Source organism: Fictibacillus arsenicus (assembly GCF_001642935.1).
Taxonomy (GTDB): Bacteria; Bacillota; Bacilli; order Bacillales; family Fictibacillaceae; genus Fictibacillus; species Fictibacillus arsenicus_B.
The window spans coordinates 443,560-459,185 of sequence record NZ_CP016761.1 but is presented as its reverse complement, the minus strand read 5'-3'; the positions used below and the strand labels follow the sequence as shown (position 1 = coordinate 459,185).

14 protein-coding genes are annotated in these 15,626 nt (G+C 41.3%); 4 read left to right on the top strand and 10 right to left on the bottom strand.

Annotated elements, in window-relative coordinates:
• Positions 1-4: 4 nt before the first annotated feature.
• Both ABE41_RS02555 and ABE41_RS02550 read right to left on the bottom strand, forming a co-directional pair.
• Positions 5-796, bottom strand: coding sequence for an ABC transporter permease (locus tag ABE41_RS02555; protein ID WP_066286228.1), 792 nt, complete (start codon positions 794-796; stop codon positions 5-7).
• Entirely contained in the window at positions 789-1,805 is a 1,017-nt protein-coding gene (locus ABE41_RS02550) for an ABC transporter ATP-binding protein (RefSeq protein WP_066286225.1), read from the bottom strand. Before ABE41_RS02550 ends, ABE41_RS02555 begins: the two co-directional genes overlap by 8 nt.
• A 573-nt stretch (positions 1,806-2,378) precedes the next feature.
• Between ABE41_RS02550 and ABE41_RS02540 the strand changes: the two genes are divergently transcribed.
• The 3 genes from ABE41_RS02540 (at position 2,379) to ABE41_RS02530 (ending at position 6,194) form a co-directional block, all read left to right on the top strand.
• Positions 2,379-3,665 (top strand): glutamate-1-semialdehyde 2,1-aminomutase, encoded by a 1,287-nt coding sequence (locus ABE41_RS02540; RefSeq protein ID WP_066286222.1) that lies wholly within the window; start codon positions 2,379-2,381, stop codon positions 3,663-3,665.
• A gap of 211 nt (positions 3,666-3,876) precedes the next feature.
• On the top strand, positions 3,877-4,947 hold the full coding sequence (locus ABE41_RS02535; RefSeq protein ID WP_066294531.1) for an FUSC family protein: 1,071 nt from the start codon (positions 3,877-3,879) through the stop codon (positions 4,945-4,947).
• Positions 4,948-5,321: 374 nt separating this feature from the next.
• Positions 5,322-6,194 (top strand): nuclease-related domain-containing protein, encoded by an 873-nt coding sequence (locus tag ABE41_RS02530; RefSeq protein WP_172827322.1) that lies wholly within the window; start codon positions 5,322-5,324, stop codon positions 6,192-6,194.
• A gap of 44 nt (positions 6,195-6,238) precedes the next feature.
• On the opposite strand, the gene ABE41_RS02525 is transcribed toward ABE41_RS02530, so the two are convergent.
• The 8 genes from ABE41_RS02525 to ABE41_RS02490 all read right to left on the bottom strand — a co-directional run bounded on the left by ABE41_RS02525 (position 6,239) and on the right by ABE41_RS02490 (position 15,227).
• Positions 6,239-7,153 carry an ABC transporter permease gene (locus ABE41_RS02525; RefSeq protein ID WP_066286218.1) on the bottom strand — a complete coding sequence of 305 codons (915 nt, stop codon included), beginning with the start codon at positions 7,151-7,153 and terminating at the stop codon, positions 6,239-6,241.
• Between the two features lie 13 nt (positions 7,154-7,166).
• Complete coding sequence (locus ABE41_RS02520) at positions 7,167-8,171, bottom strand: ABC transporter permease (protein WP_066286216.1); 1,005 nt, start codon at positions 8,169-8,171, stop codon at positions 7,167-7,169.
• 101 nt (positions 8,172-8,272) lie between these two features.
• The gene (locus ABE41_RS02515; RefSeq protein WP_066286215.1) at positions 8,273-9,874 is read right to left on the bottom strand and encodes an ABC transporter substrate-binding protein; all 1,602 of its coding nucleotides are present in this window, start codon (positions 9,872-9,874) and stop codon (positions 8,273-8,275) included.
• Between the two features lie 59 nt (positions 9,875-9,933).
• The gene (locus ABE41_RS02510) at positions 9,934-10,908 is read right to left on the bottom strand and encodes an ABC transporter ATP-binding protein (protein ID WP_066286214.1); all 975 of its coding nucleotides are present in this window, start codon (positions 10,906-10,908) and stop codon (positions 9,934-9,936) included.
• A complete protein-coding gene (locus ABE41_RS02505) occupies positions 10,883-11,890 on the bottom strand; it encodes an ABC transporter ATP-binding protein (protein ID WP_066286213.1) in 1,008 nt (335 codons plus the stop codon). Before ABE41_RS02505 ends, ABE41_RS02510 begins: the two co-directional genes overlap by 26 nt.
• Before the next feature lie 213 nt (positions 11,891-12,103).
• Positions 12,104-13,846 (bottom strand): ABC transporter ATP-binding protein, encoded by a 1,743-nt coding sequence (locus ABE41_RS02500; protein WP_066286211.1) that lies wholly within the window; start codon positions 13,844-13,846, stop codon positions 12,104-12,106.
• Positions 13,847-13,909: 63 nt separating this feature from the next.
• Entirely contained in the window at positions 13,910-14,437 is a 528-nt protein-coding gene (gene ntdP / locus ABE41_RS02495; RefSeq protein ID WP_066286209.1) for a nucleoside tri-diphosphate phosphatase, read from the bottom strand.
• A 601-nt stretch (positions 14,438-15,038) separates the two neighbouring features.
• A complete protein-coding gene (locus ABE41_RS02490) occupies positions 15,039-15,227 on the bottom strand; it encodes a gamma-type small acid-soluble spore protein (RefSeq protein WP_066286207.1) in 189 nt (62 codons plus the stop codon).
• 142 nt (positions 15,228-15,369) lie between these two features.
• On the opposite strand from ABE41_RS02490, the gene ABE41_RS02485 reads away from it, so the two are divergent.
• Positions 15,370-15,594 carry a hypothetical protein gene (locus tag ABE41_RS02485; RefSeq protein WP_066286205.1) on the top strand — a complete coding sequence of 75 codons (225 nt, stop codon included), beginning with the start codon at positions 15,370-15,372 and terminating at the stop codon, positions 15,592-15,594.
• Positions 15,595-15,626 lie beyond the last annotated feature (32 nt).

Sequence of the window (15,626 nt, the reverse complement as noted above, 5' to 3'; positions counted from 1 at the left end):
CTGTCTATCCCCCTTGAACCACAAGCTGACGCTTCGCTAAAATCCAGAGCACATACACAGGGATAACTAAAATAGCTGACCAAACCGCCTGATTGATTAGAGCTTCAAATACTTGAGAACCTTTAAACCCTTCAGTAAAAATCATGCTCGGAATGTAACTGATCCCCTGAAACGGAAGATAGCTCATAATATTTTGCGCCCACATCGGATAAAAACTAAGCGGCAGAATCAGCCCTGAGAAAAGATCGATCACAACACGCTTTGCTCGGATCAGTCCGTCGTTATTAAATAAGAAAAACGTTGCAATGCCGGCAAGCAGATTGATTTGTGTGTTAATAATGAAGCTGAAGCCAATCGATATAAAGAAATAAATCCAAGTTCCGGCGTTAGCCGATAGCTCAACTGGGAAAACGAGCGCCACAATAACCATACCGGGTACCGAAAAGAATAGTAATCTGAAGATCCCTTCACCTAGCCCCTGCATCATCTTCATATTTAAATAAGGATAAGGACGAACCATCTCGATCGCTACTTTTCCTTCTTTAATTTCCATCGCAATCTCACGGTCTATGTTATTAAAGTAAAAGGCTCTTGCCATCCAAGCTACTGCAATATATGTGGTCATCTGTGTGATCGAAAGACCCTGAATGTTTTCCTTCCCGCCATAGATCGCGCTCCACAAAAAGTAATAAGCTCCGATATTGATGCTGTAGATTAAAATTCCGCTGTAATAGTTTGTACGGTATGCCAGCATCATTAAGAAACGGATGCGGATCATTTCAATGTACTTACCCATGGCGAACAGCACCTTCTACATAGATGTTACGGATGATTTCCTCTGTTGAGATCTCCAGAATCTTTAAATCTGCAATCTTTTTAACAGCCGTCACTTTTCCGATAACTCCAGATATCACTGTTTCATCACTGTCGACAGAAGCCACCCAAATAAGGTCGCTTTCACCTTGTTCCCAAACGACAAGATGATCTTTTGTTAAGTTCTGCAATTCTTCTAATGATGCCTTTTCACTGAACTGGAACTGAATCTGCTTTCCTTCTGCCCAGTTTTCACGAAGTTCCTTTAACGGACCATCATAAATAATCTTTCCTTCATCAAGCATGACAACCCGCTCACAAAGAGCTTCAATATCTGAGAGGTCATGTGTCGTTAAAAGAATGGTCGTTCCATACTTTTCGTTGATCCGCTTTAAGAACTCACGAATCTTTAGTTTTACAAGAACATCAAGACCGATTGTCGGCTCATCTAAAAACAGAAGCGGCGGATTGTGAATGAGTGCAGCCGCTAATTCACAGCGCATTCTTTGTCCGAGTGACAGCTTTCGGACTGGCTTATCAAGAAGCGGTCCGATATCGAGCGTTTCGATCACATCTTTCATATGCTCCTCATATTGCTGATCAGGCACATTGTAGATTTTCTTTAACAGCCTGAATGATTCCTGAACCGCGATATCCCACCATAGCTGTGAACGCTGGCCGAATACAACCCCGATGGTCTTAACGAATTTCTCCCGCTCCTTATGCGGATTCATGCCGTTTACAACAATCTTGCCGTGAGTCGGTGTTAAGATACCAGTAAGCATTTTAATTGAAGTAGACTTACCAGCTCCGTTTTCACCAATATATCCGACCATCTCTCCTCTTTTAATAGAAAAAGAAATATCATCAACTGCTGTTTTTATCGTGTAATTTCGTGTAAAAAGATCACGAAATGCCCCCTTCAAACCTTGCCGGCTCGAATAGGATTTAAACTCTTTTTTTAAATTCTGAACATCTATAATATTCTCCATAAAATGAAGCCTCCAAAATAAATAAAAGAAATAATATAAAGTATTTTAATAAGGCTGTTTTCGCAAACTTTGTCGCTCTTGAAAGTAGTTGATTTCCGTTACGGATGCTCGCTTTCCGGGGGCGTGCGGTGAGCCTCCTTGGCGCTCCGCACCATTAGGAGTCTCACTTTTAAGAAAGTTATGTGCTCCTGCGTCTGCTAGAAATCCTATCGAAGCAAGCTTCCTCGTCGCATGCCTTACGAGAAGAGTACTCAGGTAGTAGGCACGCACCTTGCACTCCAATCAACGTGTCAAAGAAGTGAATGGAACAAAGTTACTCAAAAGCAACAATCTTTTAAAGAAGAGCCATTTAAAATAAGTAAGGTATTTTTAGTGTTTGTAATTTTGCAAAGCAAAATTTATAGTTTCCTTTAGAGAAACTCAAGCACTAGGATAGTGTATCCTATACATCTTCTAAAACTCAAATAGTTGAAAAAATAGATTATAGTTTTCCATGCCTGTCTGTCTCTCTTTTTCATGCTACAATACTAGTTGTACTCAAGGTTTATTAGTCTTTTAGGAGGAATTATATATATGAATCACTCTCGATCTGAAGCTCTTTATGATGAAGCTCTCTTACATATTGTCGGAGGTGTGAACAGCCCATCCCGTTCATTTAAAGCAGTCGGAGGCGGTGCACCGGTTTTCATGGAACGCGCTGAAGGTGCTTATTTTTGGGATGAGGACGGCAACCGCTATATTGATTATCTTGCTGCATATGGTCCTATTATTACTGGACATGCTCACCCGCATATAACAAAAGCGATTGTTAAAGCTGCTGAAAACGGCGTGCTTTATGGTACCCCTACTGCACTTGAAGTTAAATTTGCAAAAATGCTTAAAGAAGCCATGCCAGCCATGGACAAAGTCCGCTTTGTAAACTCTGGAACTGAAGCGGTTATGACGACGATCCGTGTTGCCCGTGCTTATACAGGCCGCGATAAGATCATTAAATTCGCAGGCTGCTACCACGGTCATTCTGATTTAGTCCTTGTTGCTGCTGGTTCTGGTCCATCCACACTGGGTACCCCAGATTCTGCAGGCGTTCCGAAAAGTATTGCACAAGAGGTTATCACGGTTCCTTTTAACGATGTTGATGCTTACCGTGCTGCTATGGACAAATGGGGCGACCAGGTTGCTGCTGTCCTAGTGGAGCCGATCGTCGGGAACTTCGGAATCGTTGAGCCGAAAGAAGGGTTTTTACAAGCGGTTAATGACATTACCCACGAGCATGGCGCTCTCGTAATCTACGATGAGGTCATTACTGCTTTCCGGTTTATGTATGGAGGCGCGCAAGATTTACTTGATGTGAAACCGGACATGACAGCACTCGGAAAAATAATCGGCGGCGGACTTCCAATCGGTGCATACGGAGGCAAAAAAGAGATCATGGAGAAAGTAGCCCCGCTCGGACCCGCATATCAAGCAGGAACGATGGCTGGAAACCCTGCTTCCATTTCTGCTGGAATTGCATGCTTGGAAGTATTGCAGCAAGAAGGTGTATATGAGGAGATGGATCGTTTAGGTGCGATTCTAGAAAAAGGATTGCTCGAACAAGCTGCGAAACATAATGTTTCAGTGAGCATCAACCGCTTGAAAGGTGCATTAACTCTTTATTTTACAGATGAAAAGATCGTTAATTATGAGCAGGCTGAAGCAACAGATGGAGAGATATTCGGAAGATATTTTAAACAGATGCTTAACGAAGGCATCAACCTTGCACCATCTAAGTATGAAGCGATGTTCTTAACAACTGCTCATACTGAAGATGACGTTATGGCTACTATTGAAGCAGCTGGAAAAGCATTTAGCAGACTTTAATATTTATAGTTGTAATAAGAATCCGTCCAAGCACGGATTCTTTTTTTGTTTTAGGGGAAAACAAGTAATAAATACCGGCGTCTTTTCATACGGTATGTAAGTCTGTAATTTTCACAATTTGTTAACACACTCTGACTTGATTAAACACAAAAAACAGTTTATAGTGTTTGAGATTATTAACATTTTTTATGAGAAAGGAATTATCGCAGTTATGAAATTAGGAGCCCGAATGATTAAAACGGGTTTAGCCATATCGTTATCGATCTACCTGGCGATGATGTTTCAACTGGATCAGCCGGTTTACGCGGCTATTGCTGCAACATTCGCGATTCAGCCTTCGATCTACAGGTCGTATCAAACCATATTGGAACAGATTCAAGGGAATCTAGTAGGTGCTATTTTTGCTATTATTTTTGTTATTTTGCTAGGTAATAACCCGTTTGTAATTGGATTTGTCGTTGTACTTGTTATCGCAGCCAACTTAAAGATGAAAATCGAAAAAACAATCCCGTTATCAATTGTTACGGTAATCGTAATTATGGAGAGCCACACAGAGAACTTTATCGGATTTGCTGTGGACCGGTTTTTGCTCATTATGCTGGGTGTCCTATCCGCATTCTTAGTAAACCTGGTATTTATGCCTCCTAAATACGAAACAAAATTGTATTATAAGATCTCAGGCCATACCGATGAAATTATTAAGTGGATTCGCATGGTTACGAGACACGCATCAGAACATAATGCTATTAAGGAAGATTTGACTCATCTAAAAGAAAACCGCTTTAAGATGGATCAATACTATTTATTATATAAAGAAGAACGAACTTATTTCAGGACGAACAAATATTCAAAAACCCGGAAGCTTGTACTCTACAGGCAGATGATCCAGACGACCAACAAAGCGCTGGAGTTGCTGAAGAGCCTGCACCGTCATGAGAACGAATTATACAACATGCCTGAACCGCTACAGGAACTGATTCAGCTGAAGCTCGATGGATTAACGAACTTCCACGAACAAATGCTGCTGAAATACACGGATAAAATCAGAGCGCAGCACACACTCGACATGGACGATGAAATCAGCAAGAAGTCGCTTATGAAATGCATCATGAGCTATTACAAAAGTCCAGAAAACGAAGAATGGATTCAGCTATTCCCTGTTTTCGCGCTAATCATCGATTACAGTGATCAGCTCGAACACCTGAACACTCTAGTAGAAAGCTTTAAAAACTACCATCAAGACGACAGCGAAGTGCAATTGGATCAGCGATTTGAGGATTAGATGATATAAGTAACCAGCCAGCCTTTTTGTGAAGGCTGGTTTTTTGTTATCAGCTTAGTGCAGGGATGTCGGTTTCGTCTAAATATGCAAACTCGCGGGAATATGGTTAAAACTCGCGGGATTAACTCCAAAACTCGAGGGATTATGTAGTGAATTTCCGGAATTAATCCTTCATAATATCTAAAAATAAGAATATCACCTTTTGCATCGAACTAAATCATAGTACAAAATGAAGGTCCATTACCGAATTAACTAAATAAGGAGGCAAAGTTATCAAAAATAAGAGAACAACTCCCATTTTCGTTACAAAACTATCAAAATTGCTGAGGAGAATTCCTCAAGACCACATTAATAAACAGGAACTTCAAGATCAGTTGCGTAATCATTCATTTGGTTTTAAAGGAGAGCAGTCTCTGGACTATTTTTATCGATATTTACCTAAGAATGATATTTATTTCCTACATGGTATTAGAATTTTACAGGATGATTATTTCTTTCAAATGGATACATTGCTTATTACTCCAAACTTCCTTACGATTCTCGAAATCAAGTATTTAGCTGGTCATCTATATTTCGAAGACCGGTTTTCGCAACTTATTAGGACATATGAGAATAAAAGAGAAGCATTTCCAAATCCCATAGAACAAGTTAAACGTCAAAGTTACCATCTTTCCCAAATCCTAAAAATGTACAAGTTCGATTTTATACCTATTGAATCACTTGTGGTCATGACACATCCGTCAGCTATTATTGAAGCATCCCCTACTTATAAAGAAGCTTTTGAAAAAGTAATAAAAAGTCACGGTCTTCAACAAAAATTTCACGATCTCTCCTATAAACATACCAAATCTATTTTTAATCAAAAACAAATTAAGAAACTCTCGAAATTACTAACCAAATTTAGTATCCCCTATGATACAGATGTTTGTGAACTCTTTAATATCAACAAAAATGAGCTGCTAAGTGGTGTATTATGCCCGAATTGCACTTACTCGGTTATGAAGTATAAATGGGGTACTTGGAGTTGCCTGATGTGTCAGGAATCTTCAAAGACCGCTCATATTGAAGCGTTACAGGATTATGCTTACTTAATTTCTGATAAAATTACAAACCGTGAATGCAAACAGTTTTTGCATTTGGATTCCAGCGATCAAACGAACCACCTCCTCCGCTCTTTAAATCTTCCAATTTCGGGTTCTACTAAATCACGTGTTTACCATATTGACAAGCTTCTTCAAGACAAATGAAAAAAGACTTGGCATACGCCAAGCCTCCTTATCTCACTATTCTATTAACTTTTCATCCGCGGATCGAGTGCATCACGCAATCCGTCACCCATCAGGTTGAACCCTAATACTGTCAGCATGATTGCCAGACCTGGGAACAATACCGTCCATGGCGCCTGGATGATGAAGTCTTTCGAATCAGCAAGCATCTTACCCCACTCTGGAGTCGGCGGCTGAGCACCCATTCCCAAGAAACCGAGAGCTGCCGCTTCGATAATAGCTGTTGCGATAGCAAGTGTTCCTTGAACGATGATTGGAGCCAAGCTGTTCGGCAAAATATGATGAACGAGAATTCTCGTGTCACTCATACCGATCGCCCGTGCTGCTGTGATATATTCTTCTTCTTTTACACTAAGCACCCTTGAACGCAATAAACGTCCAAACGTTGGAACGTTGATAATCGCAATCGCAATCAACGCGTTCTTCAGGGATGGTCCCAATACAGATACTACCGCGATCGCAAGCAAGATACTCGGGAACGCAAGCAAGATATCGAAAATACGCGAGATGATGCCATCCACCCATTTTCCGTAATAACCTGCTACGATACCAAGCAATGAACCCACGATGACAGAGCCTGCTACCGAGAAAAAGCCTACCCATAAAGAAATGCGGGCACCATGTATGACTCGGCTTAAAATATCACGACCGAATTCGTCTGTTCCGAACCAGTGTTCGGCAGATGGCGAGATGTGTTTGTCTGAAAGATTAACATCTCTGTAGTTATATGGCGCTAACAAATCTGCAAAAATCGCAATCAAAATAAAAAACGATACGATTGATAGACCAACAAGAGCAATTTTATTCTTTTTAAAACTTCTCCAAGCATCTTTCCAAGGAGAAATAGCTTTGTCTTCAACTGGTGCAGGCGTATGTTGCGGTACTACTGGAGGCGTTGATCTGGCTAGTTGTTCTGACATGCTTTCATTCCTCCTACTTAAATTTAATTCTCGGATCGATCGCTGCATACAGCAGATCAACGAGTAAATTAATGAGTACAAAAATTGTAGCGACAACAAGGATACCTGACTGGATAACAGGATAATCACGGAACGAAATCGCATCATAAATATATGTTCCAATTCCAGGCCATCCGAAGATTGTTTCAGTTAAAATCGCACCGCCTAATAAAAGACCCGTCTGTAAACCGATTACTGTAACTACAGGAATCATTGCATTTTTTAAGGAATGTTTGTATACGACCCAAAACATTTTCATCCCTTTTGCACGAGCAGTACGGATGTAATCAGAACGCATTACTTCAAGCATGCTTGAACGAGTCATTCTTGCAATAATGGCCATAGGTATCGTTGCTAGTGCAACACCCGGCAAAATCAGGTGGCGGATCACTTCAACAAACTGATCCATCCTGCCTTGAAGCAGTGTATCAATTAAATATAAGTGCGTTATCGGGTCAACTGGGACTCGAATGTTATCTCGTCCGGTTGTAGGCAACCAATCCAACTGAATGGAGAACACATATTGTTCCATCAAACCGAGCCAGAAAATAGGCATGGATACCCCGACCAAAGCGAGTACCATTGCAGAATAATCAAACCAGGAATTTTGGAACCAAGCTGAGATGATACCCGCATTTACACCGACTACGATCGCAATAATCATTGCCACAAGTGCCAATTCCATCGTTGCTGCTAAATAAGGCCAGATTTCTTCAGAGATTGGGACATTGGTTTTTAATGAAACACCTAAATCTCCTGCGAAAAGACCTTTTATATATGCAAAAAATTGTGTGTACCATGGCTGATCTAAACCAAGTCGTTTTGTTAATGCTTCAATAGCATCTTGTGTCGCCTGTTGCCCTAATATTAGCTGTGCAGGATTCCCCGGTATAGCACGAATCATCATAAATACGATAAAGGTCATCCCTAACAGAACTGGGACTAGAGTTGCTAACCGTCTGATTGTATAGGCAAACATATGGTCACCTCTTTCTAGAAAGATTACAAGTTAAGTAGTTTTTCAGTTTTCAGTGCAAAAAAAGGGGGAGCAGGATATAAGTCCATACTCCCCGCCATACCTTATTCGAAAGATGTTTCCGCAAAAGATTGAGATCCTGTAGGATGCGGAACAAATCCTTTAATTTTGCTAGCTCCAGCTAACTGAGGCTTAGAGTGAACAAGCGGTACCCATGGAGCATCTTCATGAATGATTTCTTGTGCTTTCTTGTAAAGGTCAGCACGAGCATCTTCATCAGGGTTGGATTGCGCTTCTAGCAATAGCTTATGAACTTCATCGTTTTTGTAACGAGAATAGTTGTTAGAACCAATGTTGTCTTTATCAAGCAATGTGTAAAGGAAGTTATCAGCATCTCCGTTATCACCAGTCCAGCCTAGCATGAACACTGGCGCTTCACCATTACGTGTCTTTTCAAGGTACGTACCCCACTCAAACGTTACAATGTTAGCTTCGATGCCAACTTTTGCAAGGTTTGCTTGGATTGCTTCCGCTACTTTTTGTCCGTTTGGCATATATGGACGAGCTACAGGCATTGCCCATAGATCCATTTTGAATCCATCAGGAAGACCAGCTGCAGCTAAAAGTTCTTTAGCTTTTGCTTCGTCATAAGCACGGTCTTGGATGCTGTCATTATAGCCATTGATTGAAGGAGGCATTGGGTTTTTAGCCGGCTCTGCAGTTCCTTCAAAGAAGTTATCAATGATCGCTTGCTTGTCGATCAAGTGGCTGATTGCCTGACGTACTTCTTTCTTGTCAAATGGAGCTTTTTCAACGTTAAATCCTAGGTAACCAACGTTCATAGAAGGACGCTCAAACAATTGTAGTTTGCCATTATCAGAAACACTCTTCATATCAGATGGGTTTAGACCATCCATTAGATCGATCTCGCCTTTTGTTAATGCGTTTAAACGAGAAGAGTTATCTTTTATTACTTTAAATGTAACACCATCAAGCTTTGGAAGATCTTTTACCCAATAGTCAGCATTCTTTTCAAGAACGATTGTGTCATTCGGCTTCCAGCTCTTGAATTTGAAAGGCCCTGTTCCTACTGGCTCTTTGCTTAACTTATCGCCATCTAATGACTTAGGGCTAGCAATCGCAAACGGGCTCATAGCAATGTTCTTTAAGAACGGAGCTTGAGGACGCTTAAGCTTGAATACAACCTTGTAATCTCCATCAGCTTTAACGCTTTCGATTACGTGGCCTTCGTCTCCTTCAAATCCGCCAAACATAGATTTGTAGTAGTAGAATTTCTCCTCGTCTTTACTCTTTGCCCAGCGCTCGAAGTTTTTAACAACAGCGTCAGCATTGAACTTCTCGCCATCATGGAACTTAACGCCTTCTTCAAGTGTGAAAGTGTACGTTAACCCATCTTCTGAGATATCCCACTTTTTAGCAAGTCCAGCAACGATATCTGTGTTGTCTTTGCCGTAGTTTACTAGCGGCTCATAGATTTGTTCTGTAACGATGAATGATTCACCGTCTGTTACAACTGCCGGATCAAGTGCAACGGAATCCCCGCCGCGGCCGTAGATCATAACATTATTCGGATCGACTTTTTCGTCGTCTCCACCTTTGCTGCTGTCACTGCCTGATGAACATCCTGCCAAAGCAAGAGATAAAGCAAGCATTAAAGCAAATAAAGTTAATAGACTTTTCTTCATCTTCTTTCCCCCAGTTCTCATTTTAATAGTGCCTTTTTGTATATGTACGCGCTTACCGTTTATTCGTATAAATGGCAGGCAGCGTAGTGGCCTTCAGCAACTTCTTTTAAAACCGGTTTTACTGATGCACAATGTTCCATCGCCGCAGGGCATCTCGTATGAAAAGGACAGCCGGCTGGCGGATTTGACGGACTCGGTACATCCCCTTGAAGAATGACGCGGTCCTTTTGATGTTCAACATCTGGAATCGGAACGGCAGATAATAATGCCTGTGTGTATGGGTGTTTCGGGTTGTCGTATAGTTTTTCACTATCGGCAAGTTCCACGATATGCCCCAGATACATCACTCCAACTCTGTCACTGATATGGCGTACAACTCCCAAATCATGTGCGATGAACAGATAGGTTAAATCGAATTCTTTCTGCAGGTCCTGCATCAGGTTCAGCACTTGCGATTGAATGGAAACATCCAACGCAGATACAGGCTCGTCCGCTATGATCAGCTTCGGATTAACAGCAAGAGCTCTTGCAATCCCTATCCGCTGGCGCTGTCCTCCTGAAAATTGGTGAGGATAGCGTTTAGCATGCCAGCTGCTGAGCCCTACTACTTCAAGCAATTCTTTCACTCTTCTTTTTCGTTCAGCTTTGTCCTTTACACCGTGAACGATTAAAGGTTCTTCTAAAATCTTTTCAACCGTATGACGCGGATTGAGTGATGCGAAGGGATCCTGAAACACCATCTGCATTTCGCGGCGTTTCTTTCTCATCGCGTTCGTTGAAAGTTTAGTAATATCTTCGCCTTCGAAGTAAATTTTTCCTTCAGTAGGTTCTAAAAGGCGTAAGAGCATTCGTCCTGTTGTGGACTTGCCGCATCCGCTCTCCCCTACGAGTCCAAGTGTTTCTCCTTTTTTTATAAAAAAGGAAATACCATCTACAGCCTTTACTTCGCCGACTTGTTTGCCAAGCACTCCGCCTTTTATCGGAAAATGCATTTTAAGATTCTCTACTTTAACTAATGGCTGTGTCTGACTCATGCAGGTTCACTCCCTTCTCCTCATAAAGCCAGCATCTCACCTGATGGCTGCCTTCTTGAGTTTTAAGATGAGGAGTTTCAGTTATACATCTTGTTCCCGCATGCTCACAGCGCGGTGCGAATGAACAGCCTGACTTTATGGAACCAGGCTTTGGAACATTCCCAGGGATGGAATAAAGCCTTCCAACCTTCTCCCTCATATCTGGTACTGACTTGATCAATCCAACTGTATATGGATGCTGCGGGTTTTGGAAAATGGTTTTCACATCGCCCTCTTCCACTACTTTTCCAGCATACATAACAACTACACGTTCACACATTTCAGCAACTACACCAAGATCATGAGTTATCATCATAATGGCAGTATCTGTTTCTTTGTTTAACCGCTTCATTAAGTCTAGAATTTGGGCTTGAATCGTCACATCAAGAGCAGTTGTAGGCTCGTCCGCGATTAGAAGCTTCGGATCACAGATCATGGCCATCGCGATCATGACACGCTGACGCATACCTCCCGATAACTGATGCGGATACTCTTTTACAAGCTCTTCAGCTCTTGGCAATCCAACAAGTTTAAGCATTTCAATCGCTTTGCCCCATGCTTCTTTCTTTGACCACTTTCTATGTATGCGCAGTGATTCAATAAGCTGGTCACCGATTGTGATAACCGGATTCAAGCTTGTCATCGGCTCCTGAAAAATCATTCCGATCTCATTGCCTCTAATTTGCCGCATCCTTTTTTCTGGTGCAGAAGCAAGATTTTCACCTTTAAAGAGAATTTCCCCTTCGATCTTCCCAGGCGGGGTAGGTACTAAGCCCATAACAGATAGAGATGTTACGCTTTTGCCGCAGCCGGACTCACCAACAATTCCTAATACTTCGCCGGGATTGATGTGAAAATCGACACCGTCAACAGCTGGAATTGCGCCATCCTCTGTCAGGAAAGAAGTTTTCAGGTTCTTAACTTCTAAAACAGGATTCCCCATGAGATCTCACTCCTTTCTCTAAGCTGTCAAATTTCCTAGAATATTACTTCTCTGTTGTGAATTATGACACTACTCTGACATTTTGACAATAATTAATTTTCAGAATAATCGACAAATACTTCTCTAGATGTAGGTAAAAAGATCTAACTTTATTGGATTAATTTCATAAAAGATTACAAAAAAAAGACCGGCATCTGCCAGTCTTTACATACATCAACTCAATTGCTGAACCGTAAATAAATCATAATACGGTCCTTGTTTTTCCATTAATTCCTTATGTTTGCCTATTTCGGCAATCTTCCCATGATCAATAACTATGATGCGGTCAGCATGAGTGATCGTTGACAGCCGATGGGCAACGATGAACGTTGTACGGTCTTTTGCGAGCTTTTCAAGCGCTTCTTGAATTAGATGCTCGCTTTCTAAATCAAGTGCAGAGGTCGCTTCATCTAAAATAAGGATTGGCGGATTTTTCAGGAATACCCTTGAGATAGCCACACGCTGCTTTTGGCCGCCTGAAAGCTTTACTCCCCGCTCTCCTATTTTAGTATCGTATCCTTGCGGCAGATTCATTATAAAATCATGTGCATTCGCTGCTTTAGCGGCTGCGATCATCTCTTCATCTGAAGCCTCTGGATTCCCCATGAGGATGTTTGCTCGTACAGACTCGCTGAACAAAATATTATCTTGCAGAACCATTCCGATTTTATCACGCAAAGACCTCACCTGAAAATCTCGTATATCTGTTCCATCAAGCTTGATGCTGCCTTCTGTTACATCATAAAACCGCGGAATAAGACTAATTAACGATGACTTTCCTCCCCCGCTCATTCCAACCAGGGCAATCGTTTCCCCAGGTACGACAGATAACGAGACGTTATGCAGTACATCTGCTTCTTCCTCATTATATGTAAAAGAAACATTTTCAAAATCCAGTGCCCCTTTTACATTATTTAATGACTTTGCTCCAGGCGAGTCCTGGATATCATAAGATTCATCCAGGAATTCAAACATCCTGTCCATAGAAGCAATGGATTGAGTTAGTGTTGTTGAAGAATTGACAAGGCGTCTTAACGGATTGTAAAGCCTGTCCATATATGCGACAAAAGCTACTAAAGCCCCGATCGTGATGTTCCCGCTGATGGCTTGATATGCAGCAAAGCCGATAACAAGCAGGGGAGCGATGTCTGTCACTGTGTTTACAACAGAGAATGTTTTTGCGTTCCACTTCGTATGATCCATTGCTTTATTTAAAAATTTCGAGTTGCGCTTATCAAACTGAACTTGCTCATGATCTTCCAGCGCAAAGCTTCTAATAACTGACATTCCTTGAACTCGTTCATGCAGGTGCCCTTGAACTTCTGCAAGTGCCTGTGAACGGTCTTTTGTCAGCTGGCGGAGACGGGCATAGAAAAATTTTACCGAAAACGCATAGACCGGCAGCATCGATAAAGCGACTATAGTCAGCCAGAAATCCATGGAAAACATAATGGCTACAGCAATAATAATGGTTGCCATATCAAGCCATACATTCATAAGGCCGGTGATTACAAAAGTTTTCGTCTGCTCAACATCATGAATGACTCTTGAAATAATTTCTCCTGATTTGTTATTTGAATAAAAACGAAGACTTAAACGCTGAATATGGTCGAACATCTTATCGCGGATATCATATAGAATTTTACTTCCGACCCATTGCGCATAATATTGTCTCCAATATTCAATCGGAGGACGCAGAACAACAAATATAATAGCCGCACCGCCCATCAGCCAATACAGCTTATTCATCTTTTCATCAAATGGCAATGTGCTCTGAATAATGTCATCCACCACATATTTGAGAATAAGCGGAGTCATTAAAGGAATTCCGAATTTAGCAAGACCAATTAAAATCGTCCAGAAGATCTGCCATTTGTAAGGCTTAACAAAAGCCAAATACCGCTTAATACTATCCATGCAATCACACCATTCTGTATTCATAAAAAGGAAAACCTGCCGGCTATCAACAGGTTTTCCTTTTTAACGAAATTCTAAATATCTTTCATACCATTGTTCCACAAATCCGGGTTCAAAAGGTCCCTTTTTTTGTGTAACCATCATGATTAATTCTTGAAGATTTTTTTGAATGATCGTATCCAGCTGACTGGGATATCTCATCATTCTTCTGTGAAGCTCATATTCATCTTCATCTAATAAGATATAAGTTCCATCTGGAAAGACTTTAATATCTAAATCATAATCGATATACTTTAATGCTTCCTTGTCCCACATAAAAGGGGAGCCAAGGTTGCAGTAATAATAGATACCATCTTCCCGTATCATGCCAATCACGTTGAACCACTGCTTAGAATTAAAATAGCAAATAGCAGGTTCTCTTGTCCGCCATTGACGGCCGTCAGATTCGGTAACCAGTATCCGGTCGTTACCGCAGATAACCTGACTGGGAGTCCCTTTCAGAATGACAGTATCCTCCCAGTTACGGTGGAGGTAGCCATTATGTTTGTAGCTTTGAATATTGATTATACTTCCGGTTGCAGGAAAACTCATCTCTCTCTCCTTTCTGCCCGAGTTCCGGAAGCTAATGTTACCTATTGAGTTGCTGACTCTCCTTTCTTCAAACCATTTGTCGGTAATTCACCAGCTCCATGTTTAAACCTCGTTCTACATTTGTTTTTTCATTCCCGATCATTGCTTTCTTACAAAACACGCTTTTTTCTCTACTTTATTATATCGTTTTAAGAATAGTTTGGAAATGTACTTGTCCCTGTTTTTTAAAAATAAACGCCTTTTTTATAATAATTCCGCTCTAATTAGTATTCCCATCGGTTATGTATAGAAAACGTACTGGTTTTAAAGTAGTTGATTTCCGCTCCAGGCTGCTCGCTTTCCACGGGTGCGGTGAGCCTCCTGCCGCTTTGCGCCATTAGGAGGCTCCACCTGACCGCTTCATGAAGTACCCTTGCTCCTGCGTCTACAAGTAAATGCTACCGATGTGGGCTTCCTCGTCGCATGCCTTGCAAGTAGTTTCTTAGGTAGCAGGCACGCAACTTCCGCTTCAATCAACTTGTCAAAGAAGAATATACACATTGAAATAAATAACAAACCAAAAAATGCCCCCTAGTGATTAGGGAGCATTCCTGGATAGAGGTTATTTTTGTTGTTGGTTCTTACCTTGTTGAGACTGTTGGTTTTGCTGACGAACTTCTTGAGCATTAGTTTCGCTAGCAAATTCAGTTCCGTAAGATTGACCAGCTTGAGACTGTTGGTTTTGTTGACGAACTTGTTGAGCGTTTGTCTTAGACGCTTGTTGTTGTCTTTGTTGTTGTTGTTTGTCCATGTTTTTTCACCTCCACGAAATATAATTTACCCGGGGGAGATGTGTTTTATAAGGAGTTTTTATTAATATATATTTCCAGTATTAAAAGATAGAAAATTGGGGGATAAATGAATGATTACACTAATTTAAGGAGGGTTGAATCATGTATGTAGGAAGAGATATGACCGAACTGAGTATGACCAGCAAAAATGAATGGAAAGACGAAGAGCTCGCCTACTTTCATCACTCACTGCAGCAGATGGCCCCTTATCTAAACGAAGAAGGCACGAGTATTCACAGAGAGATTATTAAAGAGATCGAAGCCCGCGGCGGCTTAAAGCGCGGCGAAGCTGATTGGACACACGGAACCGAAGTTAAATATGATTGAATAAGGTGGATCCCCAGCGTTCTGGGGATCTT

Excerpts from the sequence above, each read along its gene's own strand:
- ABE41_RS02505 (WP_066286213.1), bottom strand. The coding sequence starts at position 11,890 with ATGGGGAATCCTGTTTTAGAAGTTAAGAACCTGAAAACTTCTTTCCTG.
- ABE41_RS02555 (WP_066286228.1), bottom strand. The coding sequence starts at position 796 with ATGGGTAAGTACATTGAAATGATCCGCATCCGTTTCTTAATGATGCTG.
- ABE41_RS02520 (WP_066286216.1), bottom strand. The coding sequence starts at position 8,171 with ATGTTTGCCTATACAATCAGACGGTTAGCAACTCTAGTCCCAGTTCTG.
- ABE41_RS02485 (WP_066286205.1), top strand. The coding sequence starts at position 15,370 with ATGTATGTAGGAAGAGATATGACCGAACTGAGTATGACCAGCAAAAAT.
- ABE41_RS02525 (WP_066286218.1), bottom strand. The coding sequence starts at position 7,153 with ATGTCAGAACAACTAGCCAGATCAACGCCTCCAGTAGTACCGCAACAT.
- ABE41_RS02550 (WP_066286225.1), bottom strand. The coding sequence starts at position 1,805 with ATGGAGAATATTATAGATGTTCAGAATTTAAAAAAAGAGTTTAAATCC.
- ABE41_RS02500 (WP_066286211.1), bottom strand. The coding sequence starts at position 13,846 with ATGGATAGTATTAAGCGGTATTTGGCTTTTGTTAAGCCTTACAAATGG.
- ABE41_RS02540 (WP_066286222.1), top strand. The coding sequence starts at position 2,379 with ATGAATCACTCTCGATCTGAAGCTCTTTATGATGAAGCTCTCTTACAT.
- ABE41_RS02510 (WP_066286214.1), bottom strand. The coding sequence starts at position 10,908 with ATGAGTCAGACACAGCCATTAGTTAAAGTAGAGAATCTTAAAATGCAT.
- ABE41_RS02515 (WP_066286215.1), bottom strand. The coding sequence starts at position 9,874 with ATGAAGAAAAGTCTATTAACTTTATTTGCTTTAATGCTTGCTTTATCT.
- ABE41_RS02490 (WP_066286207.1), bottom strand. The coding sequence starts at position 15,227 with ATGGACAAACAACAACAACAAAGACAACAACAAGCGTCTAAGACAAAC.
- ntdP (WP_066286209.1), bottom strand. The coding sequence starts at position 14,437 with ATGAGTTTTCCTGCAACCGGAAGTATAATCAATATTCAAAGCTACAAA.
- ABE41_RS02535 (WP_066294531.1), top strand. The coding sequence starts at position 3,877 with ATGAAATTAGGAGCCCGAATGATTAAAACGGGTTTAGCCATATCGTTA.